The 20,812-nt window shown below is 70.5% G+C and carries 11 protein-coding genes; all 11 read right to left on the bottom strand.

Annotated features, from left to right (window positions below):
• Positions 1-37 precede the first annotated feature (37 nt).
• On the bottom strand, positions 38-4,273 hold the full coding sequence (locus FSB78_RS05380) for a translocation/assembly module TamB domain-containing protein (RefSeq protein WP_147080623.1): 4,236 nt from the start codon (positions 4,271-4,273) through the stop codon (positions 38-40).
• Positions 4,273-6,450 (bottom strand): autotransporter assembly complex protein TamA, encoded by a 2,178-nt coding sequence (locus tag FSB78_RS05375; protein ID WP_242008043.1) that lies wholly within the window; start codon positions 6,448-6,450, stop codon positions 4,273-4,275. Before FSB78_RS05375 ends, FSB78_RS05380 begins: the two co-directional genes overlap by 1 nt.
• Before the next feature lie 104 nt (positions 6,451-6,554).
• Positions 6,555-6,980, bottom strand: a complete 426-nt coding sequence (locus tag FSB78_RS05370) for a hypothetical protein (RefSeq protein WP_147080621.1) — start codon at positions 6,978-6,980, stop codon at positions 6,555-6,557.
• Entirely contained in the window at positions 6,980-7,732 is a 753-nt protein-coding gene (locus FSB78_RS05365; protein WP_147080619.1) for a prepilin peptidase, read from the bottom strand. Before FSB78_RS05365 ends, FSB78_RS05370 begins: the two co-directional genes overlap by 1 nt.
• Positions 7,725-7,976 (bottom strand): hypothetical protein, encoded by a 252-nt coding sequence (locus FSB78_RS05360; protein WP_242008042.1) that lies wholly within the window; start codon positions 7,974-7,976, stop codon positions 7,725-7,727. Before FSB78_RS05360 ends, FSB78_RS05365 begins: the two co-directional genes overlap by 8 nt.
• Positions 7,952-8,656: a cell wall hydrolase gene (locus FSB78_RS19720; protein WP_147080617.1), complete on the bottom strand. Its 705-nt coding sequence runs from the start codon at positions 8,654-8,656 to the stop codon at positions 7,952-7,954. The genes FSB78_RS05360 and FSB78_RS19720 overlap by 25 nt, the downstream gene beginning before the upstream one ends.
• 56 nt (positions 8,657-8,712) lie before the next feature.
• The gene (pbpC, locus tag FSB78_RS05350) at positions 8,713-10,788 is read right to left on the bottom strand and encodes a penicillin-binding protein 1C (RefSeq protein WP_147084028.1); all 2,076 of its coding nucleotides are present in this window, start codon (positions 10,786-10,788) and stop codon (positions 8,713-8,715) included.
• A gap of 190 nt (positions 10,789-10,978) precedes the next feature.
• Complete coding sequence (locus tag FSB78_RS05345; protein ID WP_147080615.1) at positions 10,979-16,732, bottom strand: alpha-2-macroglobulin family protein; 5,754 nt, start codon at positions 16,730-16,732, stop codon at positions 10,979-10,981.
• An 80-nt stretch (positions 16,733-16,812) separates the two neighbouring features.
• Positions 16,813-17,502, bottom strand: a complete 690-nt coding sequence (locus tag FSB78_RS05340; RefSeq protein WP_147080614.1) for a response regulator transcription factor — start codon at positions 17,500-17,502, stop codon at positions 16,813-16,815.
• Positions 17,502-20,156 (bottom strand): sensor histidine kinase, encoded by a 2,655-nt coding sequence (locus tag FSB78_RS05335; RefSeq protein WP_147080612.1) that lies wholly within the window; start codon positions 20,154-20,156, stop codon positions 17,502-17,504. The genes FSB78_RS05340 and FSB78_RS05335 overlap by 1 nt, the downstream gene beginning before the upstream one ends.
• Positions 20,153-20,731, bottom strand: coding sequence for a potassium-transporting ATPase subunit KdpC (gene kdpC / locus FSB78_RS05330; RefSeq protein ID WP_147080610.1), 579 nt, complete (start codon positions 20,729-20,731; stop codon positions 20,153-20,155). Before kdpC ends, FSB78_RS05335 begins: the two co-directional genes overlap by 4 nt.
• Between the last annotated feature and the right edge of the window lie 81 nt (positions 20,732-20,812).

Here is a 20,812-nt window from a genome sequence, read left to right as displayed (position 1 = left end):
TATCAAGGGGGCGTCGCCGGCGCCCCCTCCCCCGGCATCAATAGTCCTTCGAGTATTTCAGGCTGGCGTTCGAGCCGCCGACGCCACCGGCCGACGAGAGCAGGCTGAGCGCCTTGGTGAGCGCGATCTCAAGCTGCGTCGAGGTGAAGCCCTTCGCGTCGGTCACGACCTCCACATAGATATTGTCGGTCAGGTACTTGCCCGCGGCCAGGCTGGTGCCCTTGCCGGTCGCCTGGTCGGCGCCGACGATCCGCAGCCGGTCGAACCCCGTCGCCGAGCGCAGCTTGCCAAGCGGGTTGAGCCCGCCGCCGCCCGACCCGCGCAGCGAGTTGAGCGCGGCCGCGAGCTGGATCGCCTCGGTCGCCGACAAATTGGTCGGGCTGGTCCCGAACAACAGGCGGCTGAGCACTTCGTCCTGTGGCAGCGTGGGCGTCGAGGTGAACGCAATCTGCGGACGCTGGCCGGTGCCGGTGATCGCGATCACGGCGGTGATGCCGTTGACCGTCGTCGTCGCGGTGATGTTGATGTCCGGATCGGTCAGCGCACCGCCACGGAAGCGCACCGTACCGCGAGTCACCTCGAAGCGCTTACCCGCGAACGAATAGGCGCCCTTCACCACGTCGAGCCCGCCGGTGATGACCGGTGCCGCCGACGTGCCGCCGATCCGCATGTCCATCCGCCATTCGGAGTCGAGGCCCATGCCCGACACGAACAGCTGGTTCGGCGCGGTGACGTGGAGGTCGAGCTTGAACAGCCCCACCGGTGCCGGCGTCGGCCGGTCGGTCGGCCGCGCGACGCGGATGTCGCTCTTGCGGCGGACGCCGGTCAGCTCGGACACCTCGGCCTGGCCCTGGCGGATGATCGCGTAGCGCGCCTCGGGGATCTGAAGCTCGCCCTGGATCAAGCCACCGTTCGGACCATTGGTCAGGTGGATCGTCCCGCTGGTCGTCGCGCTGATCGCGTCGCTCTTGGCGAGCTGCGCATTGTTCAGCCGCGCACGCACGTCGATCGGGAAGCCGCTGGCGGCGGCGAGACCGATCGAGCCGGTCGCCTCGACCGTTCCGTCGCCGGCCTTCGCGTTGAGCCGCGTGATCTCGAACCGCTCGTTGTTGAACCGGCCGGCCAGCTGCATCCGCGACAGGCGCGTGCCGTAGGTTTCGTTGTCGTAGGTCAGGTTGTCCGCCCGAACGAGCCCGTTGAGCAGCGGCGCCTGCACGCGCCCCGAGAAGTCGGCGGCGATCGCGATCGGCCCCGACAATTGCTGGTTCGGGATCGCGGCGAAGCTGAACAGCACAGCGGAGGGGCCATTGTAGCGGATCCCGCCCGATAGCGGGGCTGCCATCAGACGCTCGCTCCACGATGCGCCGGCGCCGAGCGGCTTCAGGTTCGCGACCATGCGGCCGACCACGGTCGGGCCGCGACGGACGAGTGCACGACCAGTGCCGCCCTCGGCGCCGAGCGTGCCGGCGAAGACGATGTCGACCGGCTCGGATACCGCGGCCAGCCCGGAGCGCGTGAAATTGGTGACGGTCACGCGGGCATCCGCAACGGGCACGGCGTTGCTGTTCGCCTGGGCGAAGTCGAGGCTGCCCGTCGCCTGTCCGCCGATACCGAGGTTCGGCATCAGAGCGCTCAGCACCGAGAGGTCGAGCTTGTCGAGCCGCGCCTGCGCGTTGATCCCGCGGCCGTAGCTGCCGGCCAGTCGCGCCGACCCGCCATTCGCGCCGCCGAAGTCGATCCGCGTGGGCGCGAGCGTGTACACGCCCTTCGCCGCGCGGATGCGCGCCGGGTTGGCGGTGCGGAAGGCGATCGCATTCGCCTGACCCTGCAGCGCGACGAGATAGTTGTCGGGGCTCAGCCTGGCGTTCATCGCGATCCGGAACGGTACGCCGCTCGACCCCGTCGCCAGAGCCTGCGCGGTGCCGCGGCCGCCGACATAATTGACCTTCGCGCGCGCCGCCGAGAGGACGACCGCGCCGTAGCGCAGATCGGCGACCTGTGCGTCCGCGACGATCTGGGGCGTCGGCGTCAGCACCGCGGTGGCAGAGATGATCGCGCGGCCGATGGTGAAATCGACCATGCCCGGGATCGTCGCGCCATTGGCGCGCGCGGCGACGTCGGCGCGCTGATAGCCGCCCTGGTTGGCGAGCCTCACATTGCCCGACAGCCCCTGCCCGGCAAAGGTCAGCGCACCGCCGAAAGGCCCCGCCGCAGTCTGTACGATGCGGCCCTGTGCGACGATCCCGGCAAAGACGACGCGGCGCACGTCGACCGCGAGTTGCGTGCCCGGCGTCACCAGGACGTCGGCGGTGAACGGGCCGTAATTGGTCCCGCCGCTCGCGGTGACGGCATAGGCGCCGCCGCGGCCGACGACACGCGCGTTGAGGTTGACGAGCCCGACGCCGACGCCGGGACGCGGCGCGCGCAGCACGACGACGGGTGCCGTCGCGCTGCCCGTGACGCGTGCGGAGAGCGGGCCGTAGACGGTCGAATAGGCGTCGGCATTGACCAGCACCGCGCCGGTCGCCGGATCGAAGCGGCCATCGCCCCGCGTGATGCGGAATTGGGGCGCGTTCATGCGCAGGTTGCGGAAGGTGACGATGCCTTCGGGGCTGTAGCCGATGTCCGACCGGATGACGGCGTTACCGCCGAGGAAGCTGCGCGCGCCGTCGTTGAACAGCTGCGTCGTCTGTGCCGCCACGCGGCCGACGATGCCGAAGCCGCCGTTGGGACCGGGTACCAGCTTGGCGTCGGTCGACAGGTTGATGATCCCGACGCCGTCGACGCGGTAGTTATTCACGCGGCCCTTGAGCGCGCCGCTGTAGCGGCCGGTCGCCATGTTCGCGACGATGATCGCGGTAGCGTCGATCTTGTCCGAACGGATTTTCAGATTGTCCGACAGGATGTTCGGCATCGCGATCGCGAGGTCGCCCTGGATGCGGACGTTGGTCGTGAGCCCGCCGATCGCGGCGTTGAGCCCGGTCACCCGCGCCGCACGCGCGTTGAGCGGTACGAGGATGCGGTCGGTGTTCACTCGGGCCAGGCCCTCGGCGTAGACATTCTCGACCGTGGTCGTGCCGAAGCCGATCGCCGCCGCGCGGACCTTGTAATCCACCGTCGGCGTCGCGAACGCGCCGTCGAGCACCAGGCGTGCCGTCACGTCGCGGCCGCGCAGGTTCGGCGCGATCGCGCCGGGGGTCAGCAGCCTGGCACCGACCGCGAAATTGCCGAACCGGCTGTTGGCGAGGTCGAGCAGGCCGCCAGCGTCGACCGACAGCGCGCTCGACCGCAGCGTCATCCGCGTGTCCGCCTTACGGTCATTGAGCGTCGTGTCGATCGCGACGTCGAGCTGCGGCGCGGTCAGGCGCTCGACCGGACCTTCGAGATAGAGACCCGGACGCGTCGGTCCGCGGACGGTGATATGGCCGTCGGTCGCGGTGAGCGCGAGGTTGGCGAGCTGTCCGCCGCCCAGAGTCGCGACCGCGTTGCCGCGCCACGACTTCCAGCTGCCGCGGCCGTCGACGGTCGCGGTCAGCGGGGCTTTCAGCGACCCCATCGTCGCGACCACGCCGCCCACCGGGGCGACCAGCTTTACGTTGACGTCGAGCTTGTTCTGATCGGGGACCGCGTCGAGTTTCAGCACGAGCGTGTCGCCGCCGGCGACGCCCGGGCCGACCAGGGCCGCGGCGTTGGTCGTCAGCTGGGCGCGCTTGTCGGCGATGTGCACCGCGCCGTCGATCTTCACGATATGCGTCGCGCCGGTGACCGGCTTGGCGATCACGAAGCGCGCGATCTGCAGCCGGTTCACGTCGATGTCGAGATCGGGCAGCAGCGGCGCGTTGGGGTCGCTGGGGGTCTGGTTCAGGACCGGGCGGCGCTGCAGCGTGACCAGCGGCGTCGTCAGCGAGCGGACGTCGACATGGTTGCGCGCGAACGCGAACGGGCGCCAGTCGACGGCGAGCTTCGGGCTGGTCAGGAACACGCCCTTGGGATCCGCCACGCGCACGTCGCTGAGCGTCATCGCGCCGTAGATCGATCCGTCGATCCGCCCGACCTTGATGTTGAGCCCCGACGCGGTCGTGTAGCCGCCGATCTGGTCGGCGACGAGACGTCGGCCCGGATCGGTGTTGATCCCGAACAGGACGAGCAGCACCAGCACGACCAGCGACAGGATCGCGATGCCGATCCATTTCAGGATGCGCTGCCACAGCGGCGCGCGGGCGACGACCGGCTCGGGCTGCCCGGTCTCCGCCGGATACGTGTCTTCGGCCATCAGAATGCCTGCCCGATCGAGATATACAGCGCGACCTTGCCGTCACCCTTGCGCGGGTTGAGCGGTGTCGCGACGTCGAACCGCAGCGGCCCGAAATTGGTGTAGAAGCGCCCGCCGATGCCCGCGCCGATCTTCAGCGCGCTGAGGTTGGGCGTGGTGCTCGAATAGCTGTTGCCGGCATCGACGAACGGCACGATGCCAAAGTCGCCGAACCGGTAGCGCGCCTCGAGCGCGAATTCGTTGAGCGAACGCCCGCCGATCGGATCGCCGTTCGGATCGAACGGTCCCAAACGCTGATAGCCATAGCCGCGGACCGAGCCGCCGCCGCCGCCGTACAGACGCCGCGAGGGGGCCAGGTCGTCGCGCGCGATGCCCTGGATCGTCGCCGCGCGGGCACGGCCTGCGATGACCAGGCTCGTCGATACGGGATAATAGACCGTACCCTCGACCTGTGCGCGGACATAGGGGCTGACCGATCCCTGCACCGAGGTCTCGGGACTGACGTTCAGGCGCAGGCGATAGCCCCTGGCCGGGTTGAGCAGGCTGTCCGAGCGGTCGAACAGCACCTGGCCGGGCAACGCGACGATGCCATAGGTCCGGCGGACGTTCCGTCCTTGCGCGAAATCATAGACGCTCTCGTTCGTGCCGACGAGTTCGCCGCCGTAATAGTAAGTGAGCCGCTTCTGCCAGATCGGCGTCGAATCGTAACTCCAGCGAACGCCGAGCGTACCGGTGAACGCGGTATAGGCGTCGTAATTGCTGTGGTTCGCAGACGCGATGACGTTGAACGTGCGGTCGCGCTTGCCCGCATTCGCGCGGCGGAACGTCGCCGAGGCGCCCTGCTCCTGCGTGCCGGCGATAACCGATCCGATCAGCGCGCCCTCGGGCGGGAACAGGTTGCGATGCGTCCAGGTCGCCTCGGCACGGATGCCCTGCCCCGTCGAATAGCCGGCATTGCCTGCCAGCGTCCGCGCCGGGCCCTTGGTCTGGCGCACCAGCAGGTCGACCGCCTCGGTCCCGTCGGCGTTGACCTGGCCGGTGCGCACCGGCTCGACCGAGACGGTCTGGAACAGCGACGTGCCGACCAGCGCGTTGCGCAGGTCGTCGGCGAGCCGGTTGTCGTAGAGCTCGCCGCCCTTGAACCGCGGGAAGACGTTCAGGTGCTCCAAGTCGAAAACCGGATCACCCTCGGTCCGCAGTTGGCCGAACGACGCGCGGGGGCCGATATCGACCGGCAGCGTATAGGCGCCGGTCGGGGTCTGGTCGTCGAGCAGGATGTCACGCTCGCCGACCTTGACGAAGGGATAGCCGCGCTGCGGCAGGACCAGGCTGACATTGGCTTCCGAACCCTGGATGCGCTCCGCCTCGATCGCATCGCCGACCTTCAGAGGCAGCTGGTCGCGGACCAGGTTCGGCGGCGTCGTGGCGTCGGCGACCACGGTGACCGACGACAACGTGTAGAGCCGGCCCGGCTGCGCGCTGACGGTCGCCTTCAGCTTGGCGGGCGTGCCGGGGATCGTCTCGATCGTCGACACCGCGGTCGCGTCGTAATAGCCGAGCGACTTGAGCAGCCGGACGGCGAGCGCCTCGTCCTCCTTGGCGCGCGCGGAAACCTGCGTCGCGTTCGCCGCCTTGCCCTTGCCGTCGCGCAGCGCGGACAGCGCCTTGTAACGCGCCTCCAGCCCGTCGCCCGCCTTGTCGAGCCCGACGATCGCCGAGTCGTAGCGGATTTCGGGCGCGTCCTTGTCCTTGATGTCGGCCGCAGTCTCGAACGGGACAGTGTCGTAGCTTGCGAGCGGCGTCAGCGGCTGCGCGAGTTGCGGGTCCTGCGGTCCGGTCGGGGGCAGCACGTCGCCGGTCGCGGTCGTCGCGGACTGAGTCGCGGTCGGGGCGGTGACGGCCGGCGCGGTGCTGGCGGCCGCACTCGGCATGGCCTCGAGCGGCGCGTTGAGGTCGCCCGAGAGCGGCGGCAGCGCGCTGTCGAACTCGGCCTCCGGCACGATCGGCGCATCGCCGCGCGGATCGCTCGACTGCGTCGCGGCGGGACGATCCTCGGGCCGGGGTGCGCTCGGTCCCTTGGCGGGAGCGGTACCGGGCTTGTCGATCTGGGCGACGGCGGGGGAAGACGCAACCAGCGCCAGGGCGAGCCAATATTGTCGGCTTGTCGAAGCTGTCACGCTGTACACGATCCCCGTTTTCGGGTGCGATCGCGTTCGATTCACCCCCACTCGATTGCTGTAACGCAAAACCCTTTAATTGGTTTCGGTTAAGAGGTTATTTTTCATACGCAACCGATCAAGCCGCCGACCGCGACGACGACCGTGTCGCGTCCGGGGCGGTCGATCCTGAGCGTCGCGGGCATCACCGCCGCGCCCTGTGCGATGTCGCCGCGCGTCGTGATCGTCATGTCCAGCGTCGCGGTCAGGTCGCCGCCGCGATACTCGGTCACGCCGGCAAAGCCGAACCCGCCGGGGCCCGTCTGCGTGGTGCGGGCATAGTCCTTGGTCACGCCGTCGAGCGCGATCCGGAGTTGGGCGGGCTCGGCGCTCGCCATCGCGACCAGCGACCGCGTGCCGGCAACGGTCCACAGATAGGCCGCGCATCCCTTGGCGGGCAGCGCCTGCTTGGCGATCGCGCCGAGCGGGAGGCCATCGATCAGCGGCGACGGGGCGGCGGCTTGCAGCGCGAGCGCGATCAGCATCGACATCATGGCGCCCCCGCTATCATGAACAGCCACGCGGGATAAGCCGCGATCGCCAGCAGCGTGCCGAACGGCAAGGCGGTGTCCGCGGCCACCGCCCGACCGCGCAGGCGGGTGGCAAGAACCGCGCCGAGCCCGACCATGCTCGCGATCAGCAGCACGGCGGGCAGCAATTGCCAGCCGAGCCACAGCCCGATCGCGCCGAACAGCTTCGGATCGCCGCCGCCCATGCCGTCGCGGCCGCGGACCCGGCGATAGACCGCGGCGATCGTCCACAGTACGCCGAACCCTGCCGCACCACCGATCGCGCGGTCCAGCGGCCCCGGGTCGAACCAGATCGCGCTGACCGCACCGCCCAGCGCCAGCGTCGCGGTCAGCCGGTCGGGCAACCAGAACGCGATCAGGTCGAGCGAACCGAGCGCGAGCAGCAGCCAGCCGAACGCCGCCCCCGCCAATGCGGCGGGCCCTGCCACCACCCCGCCCGAAACCGCGCCGATCGCGAGCGCGGCAAGCTCGATCCGCCAGTGCAACGGCGCGATCGGCGCGCGACAGGTCCGGCACCGGCCGCGCTGCACGAGTGCACTCACCAGCGGCACCAGTTCGACGGGGCCGAGCGTGGTGCCGCAGGAGTCGCACGCCGATCGGCCTTGCATCACCGACCGGTCGTCGCGCCACCGGGTAACCAGCGCCGCGACGAAACTGCCGATGATCGCGCCAAGGATCCCGAGCGCGACCGCCCAGACGAGCCGCTCAGACACCGGTCTTGCGGATCAGATAGCGGTACACGCCGAGCAGGTTGATGCCGAACAGCACCGTGTTCTGCGTGCCGAGCGCGAAATCCTTCGTCAGCCACGCGCCCGCGAACCAGCAGATCGACGACCCGACGAAGATCACGAACCCCCAACCCGTCACGCGGCGTCCGGAATCGAGCGACACCATGAATGCGGCCAGCATCCCCGAGATCGACGCGGTCCATTTCAGGACGGTGATGAGGGTTTCCATGGCCCGTCCCTATCCGCTGCCGAGCGGCGGCGATAGAACAGGTGTGTGTTGACGCGCGCGACCTTGACCAGCGAGTCCCGCCAATAGGGCACCATCCAGTCGGTGTGGTAATGCGTCGCCCGGCCGACCGGCGCATAGACGCGGCCGTCGAGTGCGCGCCGGGCCAGGCGCCGCGCGTCGTCCCATCCGTCGCGTTCCGGACGTCGCACGATCGATCCGTCGCACGAGAAGGAGAACTGGCACCCGGTCGCCCGCTTCGCCCCCTGGTAGACCACGCCGCAAACGGTCTTCGGGAACCCCGCCGCCTGGACGCGGTTGAGCACGACCTGGACGACCGCGCGCTGGCCGTCGCGGTCGTCGCCGGCTTCGTAGAGCGCGACGGTCGCGAGGCATTCGATCGCCTGCGCGCGCGACGCCGGGCCGCCGCGGAAGCGGTAGCGCTTCGCCGGCCGCCCGGTCGTAACGATCGGGACCTGCGCGTTCGAGGCGCGGGCGGCGGCCATCGACAGCGGCAGGACGCGCCGATCCTCGGGACCGGCGGGAGAGCGCACCAGCAGACCGAAGGCAATCGCAGCCGCAGCTGCGATCCCGAGCAGCAACAGCCAGTGTTCGGACGACGCCCCGCGCCCGCCGGTCCGGCGTCGCCGTGTCGGCGTGGATCGAGCGCGGGGCTTTGTCATGCCCGCCCGCCTTACTCAAAGACGGACGTGCTGGAAAACGGCCATCGCGCCCCTCCTCATCGGATCGTGAAGCGGACCTGATCCACCACCCGTCCAGCGACGTCGACCAGCCGCAGCAGATGCCGCCCGGGTGCCGCGAGCACTAGCGGGCTGGCCGACGCGGGCCCCAGATCCCGATTGTCGAGCATAAGACGGTGGCTCGAGACGCTGCCGGTGACGCCGACCGCGAAGCGCTGGCGGTCGGAGGGGATGTCGGGGTCGATCGCATAGACGGTGCCGGCGATCGGGTTGACGATGCGGGGGCGGCGCGCTTCGCCCGGCGCGGCGGCGATCAGGCTCTGCCCAGTGCCCGCCAGGAAATACTCGCGCCGCGGCTGCTCGACATGGTCGGCAAACGCGATCGCGCGGGCTTCGACCCCCGCCGGTCGGGACGGTGCCGAGCTGGGGATGCGCGCATGCAGAGCCAGCATCAGGTCGCGCCACACGGGTGCCGCGCCGCTGGTACCCGAGACCGCGCGCATGGGGTCACCTTCGAGATTGCCGACCCACACAGCGATCGTGAAGCGGTCCGAGAAACCGACGCACCAATTGTCGCGCATCGCTTTCGACGTGCCGGTCTTCACCGCGGTCCAGAACGGCAGCCGCAGCGCGGAATCGAGCCCGAAGGTCGCGGCGCGCGCATTGGGATCGGCAAGCATGTCGGCGACGATCCACGCAGCGGCGGGCGTCGTCACCGCGCGCGACGGCGCGTGCGGGGCGCGCTGCAGGACGCGCAGCGGCGACCAGCGGCCGGCGTTCGCCAGGCTGCGATACGCGTCGGCCTGTTCGAGCAACGTCACCTCCGCGGAGCCCAGGGCGAGCGAGAAGCCGTAATATTGCCCGTCCTCGACCAGCCCGCGGTACCCTGTATCCCAGAGCCGGTCGCGGAACGGATCGACGCCGACGAGCAGCAAGGTGCGCACCGCGGGCACGTTGAGCGAGCCCGCAAGCGCGGTGCGCGCCGAGACCAACCCCTTGAACCCGCGATCGTAATTCTGCGGCACGTACAGCCCCGACGCGGTGTCGAGCTGGACCGGCGAATCGTCGAGAATGGATGCCGGCGTCAGATAGCCGCGCTCGATCGCCTGCGCGTAGAGGAACGGCTTCAGCGTCGACCCCGCCTGGCGGTAGCTGTTCGCCCCGTCCACCGACGCCGCGGTCGAGGCGCCGCCGATCCCGCCGACATAGGCGAGCACGTCGCCGCTCGCGTTGTCGACGACCACCGCGGCGCCGTCGCGCGCGCGGCTGCCCCCGAGACCCTGCAGCTGCCGCTTGAGCGCTGCGATCGCGAGCCGCTGGATACCGGCGTCGAGCGTGGTCGCGACGCGTAGGCCGGGCTTCGTCAGCAGCCGGTCCGAGAGATGCGGCGCGAGGCCCGGATCGAGCGCGAGGCTGCGCGCGGGGCCGAGCATCGAAGCGGCCTGCGACTGGAACCGCGCGCAGTCCGTCGCGCGCGCCAGCCTGCACGCGCGCGCGCCCAGCCGGTCGGCGGACACCTGCGTATCGGGCAGCAGTGCCGTCAGCAGTGCGGCATCGTCGGCGGCGAGCGCGGCGGGGGTCTTGCCGAACAGTCCCAACGCCGCCGCGCCGATCCCCTGCGCCTCGCCGCGGAACGGCGCGAGGTTGAGATAGGCTTCGAGGATCTGGTCCTTGCTCCAACGCGATTCGAGCGACCGCGCGGCGCGCAGCTGGCGCAGCTTGTCGCGCCACCCGCGTGCGCCGGGGCGGGCGAGATCGGGCGCGAGATAGCCCGCGACCTGCATCGAGATCGTGCTCGCGCCGCGTGCCGGGCGGCCCTGGAGCCGGTTGCGGGCCGACGCGCCGAGCGCGAGCCAGTCGATGCCGTTATGCGCGGCGAAGCGGTGGTCCTCGGCGGCGATCACGGTGCGGGGAACGACCGCGGCGATGCGGTCGAGCGGGGTCCAGCCGAGCCGGCGCGTGGCGAAATCGACGCGCGCGCTGTCGATGAGGACGCCGTGGCGGTCGTAGAGCCAGGATTCGGAAGGGCGGTAGGCGGCGCGGGCGGCGGCGTAGTCGGGGATCGGCGGGGGGTAGGTCGCGTAGTCGAGCGCGGCCAACAGGAGGACGAACATGATCAGCGCCGCGAACGCCACCCTGCCACGATTGCGAGACAGCCGAGCCACTTTTCCCGTCATGCCGGACTTGGTCCGGCATCCACCGCACCGCGCAGCCACCGCGCGGTTGGTTTGCGGCACGGTGGACCCCGGACCAAGTCCGGGGTGACGGGAGTCGAGCGTTCGCTCCCACCTGGGGATCGATCGCTCAACGGTCCCCCACGACGACCACCGCATTCGGCACCGCCGCGCGGATAGCCGGCGAGTACATCGCCTCGACTCGGCTCGGCGGCAGGCCGAACCGCCCCGCGCCGTTCAGCCGCAGCGTGTACGCCACGCTGAACCGACCACGCGGGACCCAGGCGAAATAGCCGCGCCACGCATCGCGCCCGCGCTCGACATAGGCGGGCTGGACGCCCTCCCCATCCCCGGACGCCTGCAACATCGCCGACTGGCCGCCGAGATCGCCGACGATCGTCGCGCCCGCGGGGATCGGGTCGCTGACGACGACCCAGTTGCGCTCGGCGCTCGCATCGACGGTGATCGTCACCTTGACGACGTCGCCGCGCGTCAGGCGGCCGGGGTTGCGCGCCTGCACCACCGATACCTGCCGCGTCATCCGATACCCGGCCGCCAAGGGCCGGGTCAGCGGAACCGCGGCCGAGACCGAGACGGTCGCCCACGGCCCCGCCCCACCCGCCTGCGCCATTCGCAGCGGTGCAGGCGAAGCGGCAAGAGGGAAGGACGCGAAGCGCTGGTCCGCCGCGAGCGGCCAGCCGCGCGCGATCTGGCGGCCGGCATAGGCAAGCGTCGTCGTCCCAGCGATCGCCTCCGCCGGATACAGCCCGGCGAATTTCCGCGCCGCGATCGTGCCCCAGGCGTTGGCAGTCGTGGTGTCCCAATGCCCGCGCAACTGGCGCGATGCGGTGCCGACCATCATCCTCGGCGCCTCGTCCTGCCAGCCCGGGCGGCCCAGCGTAACCAGCGTCGTCTTGATCGCCGCCTCGTCGCCCGACGACATCAGCCACCACGCCGCCGACGCCTGATCCGACAGGTCGAGCCGCGTGCCCTCGTACACCAGCCGCGTCCGCAACACGCGCTCGCCCTCGGCGCGGAGCGCAGCACCGTTGGCGAGACCCGGAATCCGATCGAGCGCGGCCAGGTAATCGGCGAGCGTCGCGGTCGGCATCTCGGCAGGCGGCATGCCGATCTGGCCGAGCATCGCCGGCGTCGCCGCCCCCGCGCGCGCCAGCGCGGTCAGCGCGGCGACGCGCTGGAGGCGGACGTCGCCGTAATCCTCGCGCCGGAGCCGGCCGTTGAGCACCGCCTTCATCGCCTCGACCATCCGCGTCTTGGCCGCCTCGGGCACCGGCAGCCCCGCCTCGCCCGTGATCGACAGGACATAGGCGGTCAGCGCCTCCGACCCGTTCAGCCCATCGCCGGGGAAGTAGCGCAGCAGGCCGTCGGACGCCTGGTAGGTCGGGATCTCGCCCGCCAGCCGCGCCCAGCCCGCCGCGTCGCCCAGCACGACGATCCGCGACAGCCGCTGTTCGAAGCAATTGTACGGATAGGCGGTCATGTAATCGCGCACGCCCTTCAACGGCGGCGCGAGGCTGTCGTCGAGGCGGATGTCGACGCTGCCCCGCCCGGCAAGGGCCCCCGCCGGCGCCGCGATCGGGATCATCGAGCCTGCGTTGACGCGCGCGAGCGTCGCCGCCCAGACCTCGACCGGGACCGCGGGCACCACGTCCTGCGTCACCGTGACCGTGTCGGTCGCGCGGCCGTCCGCGGTGCGTGCGCGGACCTGCCAGCGCAGGTTGCTGACCCCCTCGGGCGCGGTCAGGTTCCACGCGATCGGCGCGGCGCCGCCCGCAGGGATCGTGACCGTCAGCGGCTTGCCTGCCGCGATCCGCGGGAACACGTCGACATCCGCGGTGACCGTCATCGGCTTCGTCGATCCGTTGCGCAGCGTGAACTGCGCCGCGAAGACGTCGCCGGTCCGCACCAGCGGCGGCAGGCCGGCATAGATCGACAGGTCCTGCGCGGTGCGGATGTCGGTGCTGCCGGTGCCGTAGAGTTGCGCGCCGTCGGTGGCGATCGCGACCAGCTTGAACGACGACAACGCATCGCTCAGCGGCACCGCGACCTTCGCTCGGCCCTGCGCATCGAGCGCGACTCGGCCGCGCCACAGCAGCACCGGCTGGAAATTCTCGCGGTTGAGCCCCGAGACGTCGCCGGCGCCGCCGCCGCCGCCCGCCTCGACCGCTTTCCGGCCATAATGCCGCTTGCCGACGACCTGCATCTGCGCGGTCGAGGTCAACACCGAGAGCGGCCGCTCGCCCATCATCGCGGTCAGCACGTCCCAGCTGTCGTTGGGCGCGAGCTGCAGCAATGCCTGGTCGACCGCCGCGAACGCGACGGCGGCGGTGCGCGCGGGCTTGCCGTCGGGGGTGCGGACCTGGACCATCACCTGCGCGGTGTCGCGCGGCGCGTAACGTTCGCGGTCGGCCTTGACGGCGACGCGCAGCTGGTGCGCCTCCCACCCGACCTTCACCTTGGCGATGCCGATGCGGTAGGCGGGCTTGGCGAGATCGACCAGAGCGGTCGGTTCCTGCGCCTCGTCGGGCGTGCTCGACAGCCCGAGCGAGCGTGCGATGCCGTGCACCCAGCTCCAGAACCCGCTCTCGACGCGGCCGCGCACGACCATCACCGACACGAACACGTCGGGCGCATAGGCGCCGTCCATCGGCACAGAGACCACGGGATCGGTCCCCGACAGATGCGTGACGAAGCTCGACAGCACGCCCTCGCGCTCGACCGTGACGAGCGCGGTCGCCTCGCGGAACGGCATCCGCACCTGGAAGCGCGCGGTCTCGCCCGATTTGTACGTCTGCTGTTCGGGGACCAGATCCATGCGGTCGCCATTGTCGCCGCCGAACCACCAGTCGTCGTCGCCCGCCAGCCACACGCTGCGCACCGCGCGCGCGACGTGGCCGTCGCCGTCGACCGTCGTCGCGACCGCATAGACCTCGCCCGAGACACCGGGATCGACCTTGCACATCGCCAGCCCCTGCGCGTCGGTGGTCGCCGAACAGGTCGCGGCGATCTTCGTCGTGCGCATCTGGTTGTCATAGGCGTAGAAGCCGCCGATCAGCCGCCGCCGCGCGGTCAGGATCTGGCGGCTATACAGCGCGACCGATATCTTCTGGCCCTTGATCGGCTTGCCCGACGTGTCGAGCGCGACGAAGCGAAGGCGCAGATCGTCCTGCTTCATCAGCCAGCCGTCGGTCTTGACGCCGAGCTGCACCGCCGACGCGAAAATCGGGATGGTCCGCGACGCGGTCAGCGTCTCGCCGTTCGCGTCGCGATAATCCATCTCGACCTGCATGTCGGCATTGCCGTCGAGCGCCTGCGGCACCTCGACGACCTGCCGCGCGGTGCCGTCGCTGCCGAGCGTCGCGGGCAAGGTCTGCGTCGGGGGGAGTTCGGTCTTTTCCTCCTCGCCGTCGCCGTCGAGCGGCCTGACGCCCTCGGCGACCGCGCGACCGCCAAAGGTGTAGCCGTCATAGCCCTCGGGCGTGGCGCTGTGCGCGAACCAGCCGACGCGCAGGTCGACCGCGAGGTTGGACGCGCCGCCGCCCGACAGATAGCCGACGAACAGGTCGAGCGGCAGGGTCGCCGGGCGCACCGCGGCGCCCTTCGGCCCGGTCACGGTCGCGCGCATCGTCGGCAGCTTGTATTCGTCGACGCGGAAACTCTGGTCGAGCGCGATCGTCCGCCCCTCGGCCTCGATCGACAGCGCATAATCGCCCATCGGCGCGCCCTGCGGCACGCTCCACGCAGTCTCGCCGATGCCGTACGCGTCGATCGACAGCGGCAAGTCGAACTGCGTGTCCGAGCCGCGATGCGTCACCCTCAAGGTCCCCGTGACCCCCGGCGCCAGCGCGAAGCCGCTGCCGCCCGGTTTGCGGAGAATATGCTTCATGTGGATCGTCTCGCCCTGCCGGACGAGCGCGCGGTCGAATACGGTGTGGACCATCTCGCCGCGTGCGGAATAGCCGTAGGGCAGGTCGAAGTCGTACGGGGTGATCCCGTTGCCCCATTCGGTCAGTGTGAAGCTGTAGTCGCCGCCGCGCCGCGCGGAGATCATCAGCGGGTGCGGAGATCCCTCGGACTCGCAATTGCCATAGGTCTCGGGCTCGGGGAGGCCGGCGGGGACGAACAGCCCGCCGGTGCGGTCGGTGACGCCGCGCGCGAGCAGCTTGCCGGTGCAGCTGTCGGTGACCTGGACGTCGGCGTTGGCGGCGGGCTTGCCGTCCGACAGCTGCGTGACCCAGGCGAGGCTGCGCTCGCGGCCCCATTTGAAATGCACCGCCATGTCGGTGACCAAGGCCGCGCTCGCGACATAGCGCGGTACGTTGCGCCCCAGCAGCGCGCGGCCCAGCACCGGGCTTGCCAGTTCGACGACGTAGAAGCCGGGGTTGGTCAGCGGGATCCCGACGACCTCGAAATCCTTGCCCTTGCCCGGCAGCGCGACCTTCATCGGGGCGCCCAGGCCCGCGGCGAGGATCGGCTTCTCGCCGGTATGGTTGATGCGGATGGGGTCGCGGGTGTCCCCGGGCGCGCGTTCGATATCCTCGATGTTCGTCTCGCCCGCCTTGGACACGGTGCGCAGCCATTTCGCGATCTCGCCGTCCGATCCCGCGACGCGGACGCTCTGGCCGTTGACGCCGAAGCTGCGTCCGGCGAGCTCGGGTTCGATCGCGCGGACCGTGACCGGCAGCACCCCGCCCTGCTTGGCCTCGAGGATCCCGAAATTCGCCGCGAACTTGACGAGCGGGGGGGCGGCATCGAACCGCACGTCGAGCGGGAAGCGCTCGGCATTGGCGAGCGCGCGGCCGCTCTCGTCCTTGACGCCGGCGGGCAGCACGACCTTGCCGGTGGTGTCGAACGCCTGGCGCGCGGCGAAGCTGATCGTCTCGACCGTCGCCTTTTTCTTGTCGTCGTCGTCGAACGTCGGCGCGATCGATTTGCCGTCCGCGGTCTCGATCCGGATCGCCGCCGCCTGGCTCATCGCGACCGGCGCGGAGAAGCGGACATAGGCTTTCTCGACCGGGCTGCACCCGCCCTGCGCATTGACGCGCGAACATTCGAACCGTGCGGTGAAGGGCTTGCGGACGCTGTAGTCGAAGCGCTGGTCGGCGCCCGCCAGCTTGCCGCCGACCCCGGCGATCGACGCGCCCCAGACCAGCGCCATGTCGCGCCCGGGGGGCAGCGGACGACGGCATTTGAGCGCGGTGACGCTCGACAGCATTTTCGCACGATCGGCAGCCGCAGTCGGGATCGTGGTCGGCAGACCGGCGGTCTCGAGGAAGTTCTCGACCTCGTACCGATCGGTCCCGAGTTCGCCCAGCAGCCTGGCCGGAAGGTCCGCGGGCAGCACGTCGACCGCGATTTTCTCGCCGATCCCATCGACCGCGCAATAGGCGTTGGCGGCAACCGACGCGCGCGTCGCGGCCATGTTGGCGGCGACCAGGAAGACCTGGTCCTCCTCGATCTCGCGGCCCTCGCCGGGCAGCACCGCGCGCGCGACCGGACCGCCGGCATCCACCTTGAAGCTCTGCTGCCCGCCGAGTGCGTAGCCGCTCGCGCTCTTCAGCCCGGCGCGGGTCTTCATCTCGCACGCCGTGCCACCGGGCAGCGGGGTCGCGAACGCCCAGACATAGGTCTGCTGGTCGGCCCAGCGCCCCTCGCCGCCGATCGGACACGTGACCTCCAGTGGCCCCTGCGCACGCGGATCGCCGAGCGCGACCATCGGCTGGCTGAAGCGGATCGTGAACCGCTCGATCGCGCCGTTGCCGAAGCCTGGGGTCGCCAGCACCACCTGCGGGCTCGCATCGCCGAACGCCGCAACGGGGGCGATGGCGAGCGCCAGGCAGGCCGGCTTCAGTTTCAGACCCATCGTCAGCGCTCCCCCAGCCCTGCCGCGAGCCTAGCCGTGCCCACGGACAAGTCCAGCGGCATGCCGGGTCGGCGGCGCGTTCAGGGGTCGACGAGCAGGCGGTATCCGACGCCCAGTTCGTTCGCGATCACGCTGCCGACTCCTGCCGACCCCTCCAGCTTGGCACGCAGGTTGCGGATCACGATGCGCAGATATTCGACGCGGCGGTCATGGTCGTTGGGCCAAGCCGCCTCCATGATCTTCTGGTGAGTCACCACCCGCCCGGGCGCGGTGGCGAGCGCGGAGAGGACGTCGAACTCCTTGCGGGTCAGGTGCGCTTCCTCGCCGCCGCGTCGCGCGATCCGGTGCTCGAAATCGATCTCCAGCTCTCCCGACGTCAGGATCTTGGGCTTGGCGATCGTCGTGCCACGTCCGCGAAGCGCGACGCGCAAGCGCGCGAGCAGCTCCTCGGTATCGAACGGTTTCGTGACATAGTCCTCCGCGCCGAGGTCGAGAGCGGCAACTTTCTGGTCGGTCGCGTCGCGCGCGGAGACGACGAGGATGATCGGACCGCCCAGCCGCTTGAGCAGCGGCACCAGTTCCAGCCCGTCGCGGTCGGGCAGGCCGAGGTCGAGCATGATCGCGGTCGGCCGCAGCGCCGCGGCGACCCTCAGCGCATCGGCACCGTCGACCGCCTCGCTGACCTCGTAGCCGGTGCGCTCCAGCGTGTTGCGCAACAGGCGACGGATCGCGAGTTCGTCGTCGACGACCAGGATACGCGTACCACTCATCACACCATGTCTCCGTCGGTGTCGCGGACCAGCAGGTCGCGCGGGAAGCAGAGGCTGAACCGCGCCCCGCCGCCGCCTTCGCGGTTGGCGGCCTCGACCGTCATGCCCATCGCCTCGGCGAACGCCTTGACGATCGCGAGCCCCAGCCCAGTCCCGCCGACCGCGCGGTCCGATCCTTCGAGGCGGCGGAACGTCTCGAACACCTCGACCTCGCGGCCGGGCGGCAGGCCGGGGCCCTGGTCGATCACCGACAGCGTCAGCAGCCCGTGGCGATGCTCGCCGCGCACCACGATCGGCGTCCCCGGCTCTGCATAGCGGCCGGCATTGTCGAGCAGGTTGAGCAGGCAGTGATGCAACAGCTGCGGATCCACGGTCACCAGCGGCAGGTTGGGCGGCACCTCGAGCTGGATCGCATGGCCGTCGAGCGCGCGCTTGGTATCGTGCACCGCCCCCGCGACCGCGTCGGTCAGGTCGGTGGCCTCGACGCGCAGCCGCAGCGCGCCCGCCTCGACCCGCGCCATGTCGAGCAGGTTGCCGACGAAGCGGTTGAGCCGCGCCGCCTCGGTCTCGATCGTCGCGATCAGTTCGGGGGTCGCGCCACGGCGCAGCTCGGCGGCGGCGGCCATCACCGAAGTGAGCGGCGTGCGCAGGTCGTGGCTGACCGACGACAGCAAGGCCGCGCGCAACCGGTCGCGCTCGCGGACCGTGTCGACGTCGCGCATCTCGCCTTCAAGTCGCAACCGTTCGAGCGCCAGCGACGCCTGGTCGACCAGGTTGACGAGCAGCGGGAGCTGGTCGGCGCGCAGCGGATCCCCCCCGCTCTCGCGCGCGAGCCCCAGCACCGCCAGCGTCCGGTCGCCGGAACGCAGCGGCTGGAAGAACCATTCGGACGCCGCGAGCGTCGCCGATCCCCGCCCCGCGGGCACGCCATTGTCCCACGCCCATTGCGCCGCGGCGAGCTCCATCGTCTCCAGCCGGTGGCCGGGCGCGTTGGCGGCCTGGACCACGAGCCCGGTCTCACCCGTGACCACCATCACGGTGCGCAGGTCGAACAGCCGGCCGATCTCGTCGCACACCGCGCGCCCCAGTTCGACGGGGTCGGCGAGTGATGTCAGCCGGCGCAGGAACCCGGCCAGCGCGGCGTTGGTCCGCGCGCTGGCGGCAGCGATGTCGGCCTGCGCCCGGACCCGCGCGGTCAACTGGCTGGTCGCGAACGCGACGCCGAGCAGGACCAGGATCGAGATGACGTTCTCGGGGTTGCTGATCGTCAGCGTGCCGGTCGGCGGCAGGAAGAAAAAATTGTACGCAAGGCTCGACGCGATCCCCGCGAACAGCCCGGTACGAAGCCCGAACAGGCTGGCGGCGGCCATCACCGGCAACAGGTACAGCAGTGCGACGTTGCCGAGGTCGAGGACGTGGAACAGCCCGCTGGCGAGGCCGGTGATCCCTGCGACCATCGCGGTGGTCCAGCCATAGCCGGCGCGGCTGCCCCAATGCCCGCCGCCGCGCGTGTGCCGCGGCGCTGGCGCGCCGCCCATCGGCAGGACGTGCACCGCCATGCCGGGCGTGTCGCGGACGAGGCGATCGACGACCGAGCCGTGGCGGAACTCGAACCAGCGCGACCGCGTCGACTTGCCGACGACGATCTGGGTCGCGCGTGCCTCGGTCGCGATCGTCTTCAGCCCTTCGACCACCGAGATCGCGGGCACCGTCGCGACCGCGCCGCCGAGCTGCGTCGCGAGCGCCAGGACCGCGGCGAGCCGGCGATGGTCCTCGTCGCCGAAATGCGCCGCGCGGGGCGTCTCGATATAGACCGCGGTCCAGGGCGCGTGGAGCGCGTCGGCGAGACGCTTGGCGGCGCGCACCAGTCCGTCGGCGCCGGGCAGCTCGCTCACCGCGACGACGATCCGCTCGCTGCCTGCCCAGGTGCCCCCCACCCCCAGCGCACGGACATGGTCGAGCATCTGTGCATCGACTGCCTGCGCCGCACGCCGCAGCGCGAGTTCGCGCAAGGCCGACAGGTTCGACTTCGAGAAGAAGTGCGACAGCGCGCGCGTCGCTTCCTGTGGCAGATACACCTTGCCCGCCTTCAGCCGCTCGATCAGCTCGTCGGGCGGGATGTCGACCACCTCGATCTCGGCGGCCTCCAGGATGCTGTCGGGCACCGTCTCGCGCACCCGGACCCGCGTGAACGAGGCGACGACGTCGTTCAGGCTCTCGATATGCTGGATGTTGATCGTCGAATAGACGTCGATCCCCGCGGCGAGCAGTTCCTCGACGTCCTGGTAGCGCTTGGCGTGGCGGCTGCCCGGCGCGTTGGTATGCGCGAGTTCGTCGACCAGCACGAGCCGGGGGCTGCGCTCGAGGATCGCGTCGAGGTCCATCTCGTCGATCGTATGGCCTTCATAGGCGACGCCCCGGCGGGGGACGACCTCCTGCCCGCGCGTCAGCGCCTGTGTCTCGACGCGACCATGCGTCTCGACGACGCCGATCGCGACGTCGACGCCCGCGCGGCGGCGCTCGGCGCCTTCCGACAGCATCTCGAACGTCTTGCCGACGCCGGGCGCGGCGCCGAGGAAGATCTTCAGACGGCCGCGACCCTCCTGCGACGCCTGTCGCAGAAGGGCCTCGGGCGACGGACGCGCGTCGCTCAACGCGGGACGGCGTCCAGCGCGCGGTTGAGGGCGAGGACGTTGACCCGCGGCTCACCGAGGATGCCGAACACCGGTGCCTCGGTCTGCGCGGCGACCAGCGCGCGGACGCGCTCGACGGACAGCCCACGGACCCGCGCGACGCGTGCCACCTGGAGCAGCGCGGTGTCGGGCGCGATATCGGGGTCCAGGCCCGAACCCGACGCGGTCACCGCGTCGGCGGGGAGCGGCCCGGCGTTGCCGGCGTCGCGTTGCTTCGCGACATCGGGCTTGATCCGGTCAACCAGCGCCTGGCTGGTCGGCCCGAGGTTCGAGCCCGACGAGGCGAGCCCATCATAGCCCTTGCCGGCGGCGGACGGCCGGGTCTGGAAATAGCGATCGCTGGTGAACGCCTGCCCGACGACGGTCGAGCCGACGACCTTGCCGTTGGCGACGACCAGGCTGCCATTGGCCTGCGAAGGGAAGATCGCCTGTCCGATACCGGTCATCGCGAGGGGATAGACGATCCCGAGCAGGATCGCGAACAGGATCGTGAGGACGAAGGCCGGGCGGAGCGCGGAGGTGAAATCGGATGTCATCGAACAATCCTCGAATGTGTAGAAGAACGCAGTCGCAACGTACCCGTCACCCCGGACTTGTTCCGGGGTCCACCGTCCCGC

Origin of the sequence: Sphingomonas ginsenosidivorax (genome assembly GCF_007995065.1) — a bacterium.
Taxonomy (GTDB): domain Bacteria; phylum Pseudomonadota; class Alphaproteobacteria; order Sphingomonadales; family Sphingomonadaceae; genus Sphingomonas; species Sphingomonas ginsenosidivorax.
The sequence above is the reverse complement of the archived record's forward strand: the minus strand, read 5'-3'. Positions and strand labels throughout refer to the sequence as shown.

Bases quoted from the DNA above. Each gene is read 5' to 3' on its own strand.
- kdpC (WP_147080610.1), bottom strand. From the start codon at position 20,731: ATGACATCCGATTTCACCTCCGCGCTCCGCCCGGCCTTCGTCCTCACG.
- FSB78_RS19720 (WP_147080617.1), bottom strand. From the start codon at position 8,656: ATGACAAAGCCCCGCGCTCGATCCACGCCGACACGGCGACGCCGGACC.
- FSB78_RS05360 (WP_242008042.1), bottom strand. From the start codon at position 7,976: ATGGAAACCCTCATCACCGTCCTGAAATGGACCGCGTCGATCTCGGGG.
- FSB78_RS05370 (WP_147080621.1), bottom strand. From the start codon at position 6,980: ATGTCGATGCTGATCGCGCTCGCGCTGCAAGCCGCCGCCCCGTCGCCG.
- FSB78_RS05340 (WP_147080614.1), bottom strand. From the start codon at position 17,502: ATGAGTGGTACGCGTATCCTGGTCGTCGACGACGAACTCGCGATCCGT.
- pbpC (WP_147084028.1), bottom strand. From the start codon at position 10,788: ATGTTCGTCCTCCTGTTGGCCGCGCTCGACTACGCGACCTACCCCCCG.
- FSB78_RS05345 (WP_147080615.1), bottom strand. From the start codon at position 16,732: ATGGGTCTGAAACTGAAGCCGGCCTGCCTGGCGCTCGCCATCGCCCCC.
- FSB78_RS05380 (WP_147080623.1), bottom strand. From the start codon at position 4,273: ATGGCCGAAGACACGTATCCGGCGGAGACCGGGCAGCCCGAGCCGGTC.